At 43.8% G+C, this 12,319-nt stretch carries 12 protein-coding genes; 3 read left to right on the forward strand and 9 right to left on the reverse strand.

Annotated features, from left to right (window positions below):
• Positions 1-263 precede the first annotated feature (263 nt).
• Positions 264-515, forward strand: a complete 252-nt coding sequence (locus ACIFSR_RS03045) for a hypothetical protein (protein WP_430054882.1) — start codon at positions 264-266, stop codon at positions 513-515.
• Between the two features lie 15 nt (positions 516-530).
• Positions 531-1,661, forward strand: a complete 1,131-nt coding sequence (gene dnaN / locus ACIFSR_RS03050; RefSeq protein ID WP_430054884.1) for a DNA polymerase III subunit beta — start codon at positions 531-533, stop codon at positions 1,659-1,661.
• Positions 1,662-1,724: 63 nt separating this feature from the next.
• Here the strand turns inward: dnaN and ACIFSR_RS03055 are convergent, their stop codons facing one another.
• Positions 1,725-2,333 (reverse strand): TetR/AcrR family transcriptional regulator, encoded by a 609-nt coding sequence (locus ACIFSR_RS03055; protein WP_339208993.1) that lies wholly within the window; start codon positions 2,331-2,333, stop codon positions 1,725-1,727.
• 185 nt (positions 2,334-2,518) lie between these two features.
• Here ACIFSR_RS03055 and ACIFSR_RS03060 point away from each other — a divergent pair, with 185 nt between their 5' ends.
• Positions 2,519-4,012, forward strand: coding sequence for a DHA2 family efflux MFS transporter permease subunit (locus tag ACIFSR_RS03060; protein ID WP_430054888.1), 1,494 nt, complete (start codon positions 2,519-2,521; stop codon positions 4,010-4,012).
• Positions 4,013-4,084: 72 nt separating this feature from the next.
• On the opposite strand, the gene pduL is transcribed toward ACIFSR_RS03060, so the two are convergent.
• The 8 genes from pduL to ACIFSR_RS03100 form a co-directional block, all read right to left on the reverse strand.
• Complete coding sequence (gene pduL / locus ACIFSR_RS03065) at positions 4,085-4,660, reverse strand: phosphate propanoyltransferase (protein WP_372239009.1); 576 nt, start codon at positions 4,658-4,660, stop codon at positions 4,085-4,087.
• Positions 4,661-4,749: 89 nt separating this feature from the next.
• Positions 4,750-5,616, reverse strand: coding sequence for a 2-oxoacid:ferredoxin oxidoreductase subunit beta (locus ACIFSR_RS03070; RefSeq protein ID WP_076269213.1), 867 nt, complete (start codon positions 5,614-5,616; stop codon positions 4,750-4,752).
• A complete protein-coding gene (locus ACIFSR_RS03075) occupies positions 5,594-7,351 on the reverse strand; it encodes a 2-oxoacid:acceptor oxidoreductase subunit alpha (protein ID WP_430054891.1) in 1,758 nt (585 codons plus the stop codon). Before ACIFSR_RS03075 ends, ACIFSR_RS03070 begins: the two co-directional genes overlap by 23 nt.
• Positions 7,352-7,533: 182 nt before the next feature.
• Positions 7,534-8,475, reverse strand: coding sequence for a dipeptidase (locus ACIFSR_RS03080; protein WP_430054894.1), 942 nt, complete (start codon positions 8,473-8,475; stop codon positions 7,534-7,536).
• 112 nt (positions 8,476-8,587) lie between these two features.
• Positions 8,588-8,848, reverse strand: a complete 261-nt coding sequence (locus tag ACIFSR_RS03085) for a stage V sporulation protein S (RefSeq protein ID WP_006036664.1) — start codon at positions 8,846-8,848, stop codon at positions 8,588-8,590.
• Between the two features lie 137 nt (positions 8,849-8,985).
• Entirely contained in the window at positions 8,986-9,780 is a 795-nt protein-coding gene (locus ACIFSR_RS03090) for a TIGR00282 family metallophosphoesterase (protein ID WP_430054896.1), read from the reverse strand.
• A gap of 89 nt (positions 9,781-9,869) precedes the next feature.
• A complete protein-coding gene (rny, locus tag ACIFSR_RS03095; RefSeq protein ID WP_076269209.1) occupies positions 9,870-11,414 on the reverse strand; it encodes a ribonuclease Y in 1,545 nt (514 codons plus the stop codon).
• A 181-nt stretch (positions 11,415-11,595) separates the two neighbouring features.
• Positions 11,596-12,300, reverse strand: coding sequence for a regulatory protein RecX (locus ACIFSR_RS03100; protein ID WP_339208982.1), 705 nt, complete (start codon positions 12,298-12,300; stop codon positions 11,596-11,598).
• Positions 12,301-12,319: the final 19 nt, after the last annotated feature.

Consider the following 12,319-nt stretch of genomic DNA (forward strand, 5'->3'; position numbering starts at 1 on the left):
TTATTCATTTGAACATATCAATTAGAAATTATATCATAACGCCCCCGCCTAATCCATCACAAGCAAATCAAAAAAAGCTTATAGAAATGGTTTCATTCTTTTACTATCATTTTTATTGCTATGTATAGTCAAATGGCAGTCATACAAATGGACATTGATTAATGTTTTAGAACCCACATTGCAATGTCATAATTTACATGCTAAAGTTAATATATAGATTATTGATTAGAGTAACCTTATTCAAACGAAAAAGGAGTAGTTTTATGGCTGGAAAAAAGATTAAAATTGCTGTGCCCGACGAAGAAGGACAGGTTTCCATCATGTTTTCCCGTGGAGGACCTCGTGCTGGTGCCGGAAGAAAGGGATTTGGGGAGACTAAAAAAATTTCTTTGACGCTCACCAATGAGGTCTGGAGCGAGCTTGAAAATCAGTGCAAAACATCTGGTCTCTCCCGGTCTGAAGTAATTCGCGGAATAATAGAGTCATCATTAAATACACACGACAAATTATTGTAAAGACGGGTGACAATCATGCTTGTTGAAGTGAGACAGCAATCGTTGCATATTGGACTTCAGCATATTGCTGCTGGTTTGGCATTAAGAGCAGTTTCCCCTATTCTTTTAGGCATTAAAATTCAAGCCGGAGCCCATGGTCTTTCTCTCACAGCCTGCAATGCATCTATGGCTCTTCAATATATTATCCCTTGTCAATGTGACCAGCTTAAAATTGATAAAGAAGGAAGTACAGTTATCCCCGCTCGTCTTTTGCTCGATATTGTCCGCAGTTTTTCAAATGAAAGCAAAGTAAAACTCGCAGAGTTAAAACATAATTTTATACATATTGAATCAGATCATTCTATATACAGTCTGGCTACAATGGATGTTTCACAATTTCCAGATATGCGCAGCTTGGAGAATAAAGCTAAATTTCAAATCGATAATATAGCGTTTAAAAAGATTGTGAAGCAAGTTTCGTTTGCAGCTTCCACTTCTGAAGCGAAACCGATATTGACAGGAATTTCTTGTCAAACCATTAATGGAAAGCTGAGGCTTTCTGCTACCGATGGCGTTCGGCTTGCTACAAGCACCTCAAATCTAAGTGAAAACAGCTCAGATTCAGTTCCGTTTGTTATTCCAGCAAAACATTTGTCCGATTATTCCAAAATGTTGTCAGATGGATCTAGCAAAACACAAATTACGATTTCAGACCATGTCATTTCCTTCAACACATTAAATTTCAGTATGCAATCGCTGCTTATTCAAGGAACATTTCCTGTAGTTGAAAGATTAGTGCCACAAACCTTTTCAACCGAAATAACGATGAACACTGCTCCTTTTCTTCGGGCCGTCCAACGCGTCAGCTTGCTCGTTAGTGATACACATGCCATCGGGATGCGCATTTCATCTTGTGAAGTCGAATTATTTGCAGCAGCAGCTGAGATAGGCGATGTCTCCGAAAAGTTCGCCATTAACCCTATTTTTGGTGAGCCGCTTGTTGTTTTTTTCAATGGAAAATATATGAGAGATATTTTGCAAGCGATTGACAGCACACAAGTGTTGTTGCGATTTACAGGAAAAAATAAACCGATCTTAGTTAGGCCGACCAACAACGAAGATACACTATACATTATTTCTCCAGTGCTGACTGCGCATCAGCTATAATTTCAAGACAAATAAAAGAGAGGGCAGCTTATACGCTGCCCTCCTTTTTACAATAGTATTCAATTAACGAAATAAAGGATCAATAAATGTCTTGCAAAACCGATCCTGTATTTCTTCACAAGTGTAGCCCATCACGTACCGCAATTGCCTAAACGTATGCGGGGATTGAATGGATATAAAGGAATGTGCAGCATAACAAGGATCAACAGGCTTAATTTGCTCTTTCTCCATTGCTTCCTCAAGCAAGCCGCGCAGGACACTATGCAAATATAGATAAGGCGGTGATTGGAAAAAATCACCTTTAGGATGTTCAAGTTCGATTTTATTAAAAGATTGCATCACGCCAAGCCATTTCGATTCCTTATCGATAAACGCTATAATTTTGCACATTACTCCGCTCAATCGCTCATGTACGGACAGCATAGCCCCTTCTGTCAAATACGCGTCGATCTCATTGATGAAAATTTCAAAATTCTCTTTCATCATATCCATACACAAATCACCTTTGTTTGAATACCTCCGGTACAAGGTGCCTTGTCCAATACCGACTGATTTGGCGATTTGATGCATACTGACCGATTCTACCCCATGCTCCGTAAACAAGTGATTAGCCGTACGCAAAATCGCTTTGCTGAGCGCTTGTTTCGTTCTGCTGTTTTCTGGTGCAGTCATCGTTCCTATCTCCTTTTCCCGCGTTTACAAATCTTACGATTGACAATTGCCCCATTCGTCTTTATTATTCAGTAATGCGGACAATTGTCCGCTCATAGAAGCGGTCACCTTTTATTGTAGCCTGCTGGTACGCAGAGGTCAACAATAGTTGGATAGACCCTCATATTTGGATAGGAGGAAATAAAATGGCTTCAGCTTTAAAAAAAGCAGCACCTGCTGGTGATCCGATGTCCATGCGCAATATTATTGCACCGCTGATTGCCATTATCGTCGGTATGTTCATGGTTATTTTGGACGGCACCGCAATGAATGTCGCTATGCCAGGCTTAATGGCCGACTTCAAAAGCTCGATGTCGCTTGTTCAGTGGACCATTACGGGTTATGCACTTGCACAGGCTGCTGTTATTCCGCTTGCGGGATGGATGTCAGATCGTTTTGGCGCCAAACAAGTCTTTTTGTTCTCAATCATTATGTTTACGATTGGTTCCGGTCTTTGTGCATTAGCAACAACCGCTGAACAGCTTATCGTATTCCGTATCATTCAAGGTCTTGGCGGCGGTATGGTTGCTCCAATCGCAATGGCCTTTACCTTTAGACTCAGCCCTCCTGGCAAACAAGGAGCAGTTATGGGTATGATCGGTATTCCAATGCTGTTAGCTCCCGCTCTTGGACCTGTAGTAGCAGGCTGGCTCGTTGATTATGTATCTTGGCATTGGATATTTATTATCAATCTACCGATTGGTGTCATTGCCGTTATCGTAGGGTTTCGCACCTTGCCAAAAATTGAACGCAAACATGTTCCTTCCCTAGACTTTTTAGGTATGATTTTTGCCCCACTTGCTTTTGCCAGTCTTGCTTATGGCGTAAGCTCTGCTGGCGGCGGTGAAGGCGGCGCAGGCAGCGGCTGGACCTCGCCTGAAGCTTTGATCGGTATGATCGTAGGCGGTATTTCGCTTATCCTCTTCATCATCATAGAACTGAAGCGCAAGGAGCCTTTGCTTGAGCTTCGCGTCTTTAAATCAAGCAATTTCACACGCGGCATTATTTTGCAGTGGATTGTTCAAATCGCATTATTCGGAACATTATTCTTAATTCCGATTTTCTTGCAAATCGCCAAAGGTTACTCCGCATTTGATACTGGACTTATTTTGCTTCCACAAGCTTTAGCAGCAGGTATTTTCATGCCGATCGGCGGCAAGCTGTTTGACCGTTTCGGTGCTCGTCCAATCGTCATTGCCGGTTTATCCATTGTTACGATTGCAGGCTTCATCCTTAGCCAGCTTTCAGCGGACACGACTCTTCTCACTCTTATGATTCCGATTGCTCTTCTCGGTGCAGGTATGGGCTTGTCGATGATGCCGCTTAACACACATATTATGCAATCCGCTCCTAAGGAGCTCGTTAGCCGCGTAACCTCGCTGACCGCAGCTGCGCAGCAGGTTATGACTTCCTTTGCAATCGCTGGCTTGTCGACGATTCTCGCTAGCAGAGTAGAGCATTACAGTGTAACTAACCCAGGACCAAATGTAGTGTACTCCTCTTACGGGGATACGTTCTTCATCTTGGCATCCATTTCAATCGTTGGCGCCCTCACAGCCTTCCTGCTTCGCAGACCGAAGCAAGAAGATGGCACCAATGCTGAGAATAAACCTGAAGTATCCATGATGATGGGACATTAATTCCATCTTTCCAAACAAAAAAAACAGCTTCCTCATCGTCTCTGACGACAGGGAAGCTGTTTTTTTTATTGACTAATCTATGATTTCAGCCATATCTCCGTTTTTCACGCCTGCTGCATTTGCTTCATCTGTATCGATATGCATATCAAGTGCGAATTGATCAGATACACGTGCAACAACATTTTCGAATACGACACCGCGCTCGCCAGCGAAACGAACCCGCAGCGACTGCTTGTCCGCAATACCAAACCGCTCAGCATCGCTTGTGTGGAAATGAATATGACGAGCCGCTACAATGACGCCCTCTTCGATTGTAACCTCTCCAGCAGGTCCTTGAAGCTTAATGCCTGCAGAGCCTTTTGTATTACCTGATTCCCGAACTGGCGGGTTAACGCCTAACGCAAATGCGTCCGTACGCGATACTTCGAGCTGCGTCTCTTTGCGTGCAGGTCCGAGAATTCTCACTTTTCCAAATGTTCCTTTTGGACCCACAACCGCAACCGTTTCATTCGCAGCGTATTGTCCTGGCTGAGACAATGGCTTCATTTCAGTTAACGCATAACCTGCCCCAAACAATATTTCAACATGCTCCTGTGATAAATGAATATGTCTTGCAGATACTCCGATTGGTACTCCTCTATGTATCATGTTGTCACTCTCCTGATTTAATTTTGTTGTTTTCCACAGAGTTGAAAGAAAAAGCATACGGCCTTTTGGCCGCATGCTTATCATACCACTTATTTAAATTCGGCAACAAGCTTATCGAATTCTTCTGGGGTGATTTTGATATTTTGCTTAGCTAGAGCCTCGGGCTTGAAGCCTGTAATCAAATCTTCATAGGCTTTACGCGTTTTATTCTGATAGATAAGTCCTGTAAGCATGCCGTTTGTTTCCATAATCTTGTTCATCGCCTGCACGCGGTTTGTTGGATCGTAATCAGGGAATTGCTCCAAGTTCACGATATTTTCCTTAAACCAGTCGTACGTATTGATTTTGTTGAAGGTAACACATGGGCTGAATACGTTAATCAAGGAGAAACCTTCGTGGTTGATTCCCTCTTCGATTAATTTCGTCAGCTGCTTCAAATCACTCGAGAATGATTGAGCAATAAATGTTGCACCCGCAGACAACGCAATCTCAAGCGGTGACAGCGTCGACTCAATCGAGCCTTCCGGCGTCGATTTTGTTTTGAAGCCTTCCGCGCTGCGCGGTGAAGTTTGACCTTTGGTTAAGCCATAAATTTGGTTATCCATTACGATATAAGTCACATTCAGGTTGCGACGGATCGCGTGAACCGTGTGCCCCATACCAATAGCGAAGCCGTCTCCGTCTCCGCCTGAAGCGATTACGGTAAGCTCGCGATTAGCAAGCTTTACACCTTGTGCGATAGGCAGCACGCGGCCGTGAATGCCATGAAAGCCATATGCGTTAATGTAGCCAGAGATCCGGCCTGAACATCCAATACCTGATATAACCGCTAGGTTCTCAGGTTCTAGTCCTACGTTAGCTGCTGCACGTTGAATCGCCGCTTGAATAGAAAAGTCTCCGCAGCCTGGGCACCAGTTAGGTTTTACATTATTTCTAAACTCTTTGAACGTTGCCATCTAAACTCAACTCCTTACATGCTTTGTGAACGTCGGAAGGTAAAAATGGGTTACCGTCGTATTTAAGCAAGCTATCGATTTTTTCTGCAAAACCAGCATGCATTTTAATTTGTCCTGCCAGCTGTCCGGTTGCATTATTTTCGATGACAATTACTTTTTTCGCATTTTGCAAGTAAGGAAGCAGGGGTTTAGTTGGGAACGGATGAATTTGACGAATCGTGATATGGTTCGTTTTCACGCCATCTAGAGTTAGCAAGCTTCTAGCTTCATCAATCGTGCCGCCAGTAGAACCCATACCGATAATAAGCAAATCAGGCGTTTCATGAGGTGCGTCAACACGAATAGCTTCACGAATGTACATATCATTCAGCTTGTTCAATCGCTTATCCATCATGTGCTGACGGTTCATTGCATTCTCCGATGGACGTCCAGTTTCATCATGCTCTACGCCTGTCACATGATGCAGACCGCCCTTCTCGCCAGGCAATACACGAGGGGAAATACCGTCTTCTGTTAGCTCATAGCGTTTAAACAAGTCGTGGCCTTCAAGGGCAGGCACATTCTCGACTAGTTTGCCGCGTTTGATTTCAATTTTGCTGTAATCAAGCTGATCACAGGATTGTTTGCCGAGCGACAGCTGCAAATCGGTCATCAGTATGACCGGTACTTGGTATTCCTCAGCCAAATTGAACGATTCAATCGTATCGTAGAAGCAGTCTTCAATCGATGCAGGAGCAATGACGATTTTTGGAATCTCTCCATGTGTACCATAAACCATTGCGTTCAAGTCCGATTGCTCTTGCTTCGTAGGTAGACCCGTTGAAGGACCGCCACGCTGCGTATTAACGATGACTAGCGGTGTTTCTGTCATGCCTGCAAGACCAATAGCCTCCATCATTAGGGACAGTCCAGGACCCGCAGAAGCGGTCATTGTGCGAACGCCAGCATAGTTTGCACCAATCGCCATCGTTACCGCTGCAATTTCATCCTCCGTTTGCACGACTGTTCCGCCGAATTTCGGAAGCTTTTTAATCAAATATTCCATAATCTCGGAAGCTGGTGTGATCGGGTAAGCCGCCATCAAACGGCAACCAGCTGCCAAAGAGCCTAGACCGATTGCTTCATTGCCAATCATGAACAGCTTCTGCTGCCCATCCGCCTCATCTAGCTTAAATTCGTCAAGCGGTCCGCCCGCTTGCTCCAGCACAAACTCAGCGCCGCTTTTTACCGCTTCGATATTTTTCTCTACAACAGCTGCGCCTTTGCGTCCAAACTCTTCTTCAACCGCTTTATTGAATACTTCAAGCGGAAGACCAAGAAGCGCCCAAGAAGCGCCTGAGGCAACCATGTTTTTCATTAATGAAGTGCCTAGCTCCTCAGCCATCTTCGTAATCGGAACAGCAAACAGTCTAGCATCTATGCCTTCAGGTATCGTTGGGTTAAACTTTGCATCTGCTACGATAACGCCGCCTGGACGCAATTCCTTCGCATTCAAATCAATGCTCTCTTGGTCAAAAGCAACCAAAATATCCAAATCATCCGAAATAGCACGAATCGGCTTCGTGCTTATACGAATTTTGTTATTCGTATGTCCGCCTTTGATCCGCGAGGAGAAATGACGATATCCATATAAATAATAGCCTAAACGGTTTAGCGCCGTGGAAAAAATCCGGTCTGTACTTTCGACGCCTTCACCTTGTTGTCCCCCGATCTTCCAAGACAATTGACTAATCAAAATGCCCAACTCCTCTTTGTCTAAAACGTGCAATATTCTATTTCATCAAGTAATTATATAGTATAATTCATAACAGTCACAACAAGTTTAAAGCGCATATCTATAAAAATCAAGATGTAAACGCTTAATATAAGCATAGTTTGTTTCGATCAATCCCATACCGCAAATAGATCGAATTCATTTTAGTTAAAAGGGAGATTTTCCCTAAGAAAACGAAGTGCATTGCCGGACATAAACTGTTCGGTTTGCTGCTCAGAATATCGTTTAAGAAGTGCCTCTTGAAGATTAACGAGTTCTCCAGGATGCGTTAATTGTTTCATATAGCTATCAATTCCGTCAAAATCAGAGCCGAGCATAATATGCGATGCTCCGCCCAGCTCACAAATATGCTCAATATGACGCAATAAATCATCGATGACAACGACTTCCGCGCTGGATACAAACCAAGGCACAAAAGTAACCCCTACTACTCCATGCATCTCAATTATTTTTTCAATTTGTGCATCCCTCAAATTTCGCGGATGATCACAGATTGCTCTTGCATTTGAATGAGAAGCTAGGATCGGTCTCTTGGAAAGCTCAGCAACATCCCAGAACGCACGTTCAGATAAATGTGATACATCTATTAGTATATCCAAATTATTGCATTCTTCTACTAGCAATTTCCCTTTTGCGGTCAAGCCCCCGCCACGCTGCTCCATCGCTCCATCCGCAGCCCAATTCGCATGATTCCATGTCATTCCAGCTGCACGTATGCCTAATTGATGCATAATGCGAAGCAGCGACATTTGTCCTTGAAGACCATCAACACCTTCAAGCGACAGTAATGCTCCGATTTTTCCATCCTTAATACAAGAATCCAAGTCATGGGTTGTCCTTACCCACACCATGTCCTCGCAGCTTAATACCATCTGGTGGAAACGATCTATACTCTCCAAAATCGGCTCTAGTCGACCATTCATTGATTGTGGAATATAGATTGCAAAAGTTTGCAAGATCGTTCCTGCAGCCTTTAAACGCTCGTATGTAACATCTAATTTGCCGGGCTTAATGCCTTGAAAATATAAATTTTCATCAATCAACAGTTTGCATAGCACATCGCAATGGAAATCTACCACTTTCATAGACGCACCTCACCGTTTATAATTTGCAGCAAAAAAACCTGTCTACGACGTAAACAGGCGAACGATTGTTTTTTAATCCAATTGGCTTACACCATAACGCCGCTTGGACTTGCTACCGAGGTTCAACAATCAATTTGATTGCTGTTCGATCCTCCCCATCAATAACAATGTCAGTAAAAGCCGGTATACAAATTAAATCCACCCCGCTGGGAGCGACAAATCCACGAGCAATCGCAACTGCTTTGATCGCTTGATTTAACGCACCAGCACCAATGGCTTGCAGCTCCGCACCACCACGTTCACGAAGAACGCCAGCTAGCGCACCTGCAACGGAATTTGGATTGGACTTTGCTGAAACTTTTAATACATCCATAAAAAGAACCTCCCCTTGGACTGTTGGATGGATTCCACTTTTAAATAGTATTCGAGGGAGTTTAAAAAATTCCTGCTTTTATTCCGCATATTAACAAACTGTTCTGAATTGTCAGAACTTTCACTAGAATCATAGTATTACATCAGAAGCCATTCATCTTCCGTAAGACGAATTTTCTCAATTTTCCGTGCCTGTCCCGTCGCATCATCGATTTGAACAGAGATTGCATGCAAATGCCACTTTCCTTCATCCACTACAAAACGAACCGGCAGCTGCGTAATAAATTTATGCAAAACGGCGTTTCGCTCCATGCCAAGCACCCCTTCTTTAGGGCCAACCATGCCAACATCTGTTATGTAAGCCGTGCCCCCAGGCAGGATCGTATCATCATTCGTTTGTACATGCGTATGTGTGCCAAGCACGATAGAAGCTCTGCCATCGAGATGCCATCCCATCGCGATTTTCTCCGAGGTTGCTTCCGCATGAAAATCAACAAGGATATTGTTCGTTTGCTCTTTTGCCTCTTCGATCAATTCGTCTGCTTTGCGGAATGGACAATCGATTGGCGGTAAAAAGGTGCGGCCTTGCAAGTTAATAATAGCGAGCTGCTTTCCGCCAGCCTTAATAAAAGCCATGCCTTGTCCAGGCGCGCCTTCTGCATAATTTGCTGGGCGAACCAAGCGCGGCTCGTTGTCGATCCATTCAAAAATATCTTTATTATCCCACGTATGGTTGCCCATCGTTATGCCATGGATTCCCCATTCGAAAAATTCCTTAGCAATGGTTGCTGTAATCCCACGACCAGCAGCGGCATTCTCGCCATTCGCAATAATAATATGAGGGTTATATTTACTTTTAAGTGCTGGCAGTACTCGCTTTAACGCACTTCTTCCTACATTGCCTACGATATCGCCGATAAATAATACGTTCATTCATTACACTTCCTTTTTTGTACGCCTGCAAACAGAAAAGTGGCTAACTAGCAGCCACTTTTCTGAAAAGCTTATATTTTTTTGTTTACTTACTTTGCATATTCAACCGCGCGTGTCTCACGAATAACCGTAACTTTAATATGTCCCGGATAATCAAGTTCGCTCTCGATTTTTTTCGTAATATCACGAGCGAGTCGGAATGCTTCTGTATCATCGATTTTCTCTGGCTGCACCATGACGCGCACTTCGCGGCCAGCTTGGATCGCGTATGATTTTTCAACGCCTTCAAACGATTCGGAAATGTCTTCAAGCTTCTCCAGTCGTTTGATATACGTTTCAAGCGTTTCACGACGAGCTCCTGGGCGTGCAGCGGACAAAGCATCTGCTGCTCCTACGAGCATCGCGATAACGGAAGTGGCTTCCGTATCACCGTGATGGGAGGCAATACTGTTAATAACGACAGGATGCTCCTTGTATTTCTTAGCGAGCTCAACGCCGATCTCAACGTGTGATCCTTCAACTTCGTGGTCAAGCGCTTTACCGATATCATGCAGCAAGCCTGCACGCCTTGCGAGCGTAACATCTTGACCAAGCTCTGCTGCCATCAATCCAGTCAAGTAAGCGACCTCCATTGAGTGCTTCAGCACGTTTTGACCATAACTTGTCCGATATTTCAATCGACCTAAAATCTTGATTAAATCCGGATGCAAGCTATGAACGCCAACCTCGAAAGTAGCTTGCTCACCGTATTCACGGATACGCTCATCCACTTCTTTACGAGATTTTTCAACCATTTCTTCAATGCGGGCAGGATGGATACGACCGTCAGCCACAAGCTTTTCCAAAGAAGTGCGGGCAATTTCGCGTCTTATCGGGTCGAAACCAGATAAAATGACCGCTTCCGGTGTATCGTCGATAATAAGATCGATACCAGTCAATGTTTCCAAAGCACGGATATTACGGCCTTCACGCCCAATAATACGGCCTTTCATTTCTTCATTAGGCAAGGTTACGACGGAAACCGTCGTCTCAGCCACATGATCTGCCGCACAGCGCTGAATAGCTAGTGATATAATATCACGGGCTTTCTTATCGGCCTCTTCTTTCGCTTGCTGCTCGATCTCTTTAATCATCTGTGCTGTCTCATGTCGTACTTCCTGTTCAACATTGGATAAAATGATCGATTTCGCATCTTCCGTTGTCAGACTCGATATACGTTCCAATTCACTTAACTGTTGCTTGTAAATGGAGTCGATCTGCTCTTGCGTTTCTTCGATCCGTTTTTCTTTGTTGGCTACAGTTTCTTCTTTGCGTTCTAGCGCTTCTAACTTTTTATCCAGCGACTCCTCTTTTTGGAGCAAACGTCTTTCCTGACGTTGAGCCTCGTTGCGACGTTCACGAATGTCTCTCTCGGCTTCGGAACGAAGTTTGTGGACTTCATCTTTTGCCTCTAGCACAGTTTCTTTCTTCTGAGCTTCCGCTTCTTTTTTCGCATTTTCTACGATTACAATAGCAGCCTGCTCAGCACTTGAAATTTTGGCCTCGGCAATCGACTTTCGAATAAAATAACCAATCCCAAAGAATATTGCGCCAACAAAGAGACAGATCAAGATCCAAATGATCTCATTAGGCATCTTGTTCACCTCCTTGTTGCATACACCAAGGCACTGCTTGGGATGATATTAGGTTTTCAACCGGCTTCAAACCGTTTAAACATTTACTAATTTGACGAAAATAATCGTATTGAATCAACTTTTGGAAGGAAAATTGATTCAATAATGAAGGAATACAACCTCATTTTATCTTTTCGTAAAATCAATTGTCAAGCAAAAGCCCATCATCTTCCTCGAATGAGTCTTCTTCCCCATCCAGATCGATCGACTTTATCACGTCTTTCACGATATCTCCCGGAAAGCCGCTGCGCATTAAATACCCCATAAGCTTACGTTTTTTCTCAAATGGTTCGCCTTTTAAAGATCGCCATTTCTTCTCCGCAGCCTTCTTAGCAGATGCTAATTCCACTTTCTGGTCCAGTGAACCGATTGCTTCTGCTGCGGCTTCTTTCGACACGCCTCGCTGTTGCAGCTCTTGCTGAATGAACCGTCGACCCTTTAAGCGATTCTTAAGTCGGCTGGTCGCAAATTGGCGTGCATATTGTTCATCATCCACAATATGCTCTCTTTCTAAACGGTCAAGGGCATACTGAATATTGTCAGCTTCAAAAAACTTGCGATTCAAATATTGCTCAATCTGCTTTCTCGTTCGCGGTCTAGCTCCCAAATAAGCGATAGCCATTATATATCCCCGATAGCGCTCATCTTCCATTCGTATTTCATCGGCCTGAGCTTCGGTTACAAGTTGTCCCTTGGTCAATCGATAACGAATCAATATATCTTCATGCACGGACAGTATAGCTTTCTCTGACTCGGCAAAGAGATGGTATAATTTCCGTTCTTTTTTGTCTTGCTTAACGGATAATATCATCCATTCTTCTTCGGTTCTTGAATGCCTTTGGGTCATACGGTACATCCTCTCTAAA

Origin of the sequence: Paenibacillus sp. NRS-1760 (assembly GCF_050467785.1) — a bacterium.
In the GTDB taxonomy this organism is placed as follows: domain Bacteria; phylum Bacillota; class Bacilli; order Paenibacillales; family Paenibacillaceae; genus Pristimantibacillus.

Excerpts from the sequence above, each read along its gene's own strand:
- dnaN (WP_430054884.1), top strand. The coding sequence starts at position 531 with ATGCTTGTTGAAGTGAGACAGCAATCGTTGCATATTGGACTTCAGCAT.
- ACIFSR_RS03045 (WP_430054882.1), top strand. The coding sequence starts at position 264 with ATGGCTGGAAAAAAGATTAAAATTGCTGTGCCCGACGAAGAAGGACAG.
- ACIFSR_RS03070 (WP_076269213.1), bottom strand. The coding sequence starts at position 5,616 with ATGGCAACGTTCAAAGAGTTTAGAAATAATGTAAAACCTAACTGGTGC.
- ACIFSR_RS03055 (WP_339208993.1), bottom strand. The coding sequence starts at position 2,333 with ATGACTGCACCAGAAAACAGCAGAACGAAACAAGCGCTCAGCAAAGCG.
- ACIFSR_RS03090 (WP_430054896.1), bottom strand. The coding sequence starts at position 9,780 with ATGAACGTATTATTTATCGGCGATATCGTAGGCAATGTAGGAAGAAGT.
- pduL (WP_372239009.1), bottom strand. The coding sequence starts at position 4,660 with ATGATACATAGAGGAGTACCAATCGGAGTATCTGCAAGACATATTCAT.
- ACIFSR_RS03080 (WP_430054894.1), bottom strand. The coding sequence starts at position 8,475 with ATGAAAGTGGTAGATTTCCATTGCGATGTGCTATGCAAACTGTTGATT.
- rny (WP_076269209.1), bottom strand. The coding sequence starts at position 11,414 with ATGCCTAATGAGATCATTTGGATCTTGATCTGTCTCTTTGTTGGCGCA.
- ACIFSR_RS03085 (WP_006036664.1), bottom strand. The coding sequence starts at position 8,848 with ATGGATGTATTAAAAGTTTCAGCAAAGTCCAATCCAAATTCCGTTGCA.
- ACIFSR_RS03060 (WP_430054888.1), top strand. The coding sequence starts at position 2,519 with ATGGCTTCAGCTTTAAAAAAAGCAGCACCTGCTGGTGATCCGATGTCC.
- ACIFSR_RS03100 (WP_339208982.1), bottom strand. The coding sequence starts at position 12,300 with ATGACCCAAAGGCATTCAAGAACCGAAGAAGAATGGATGATATTATCC.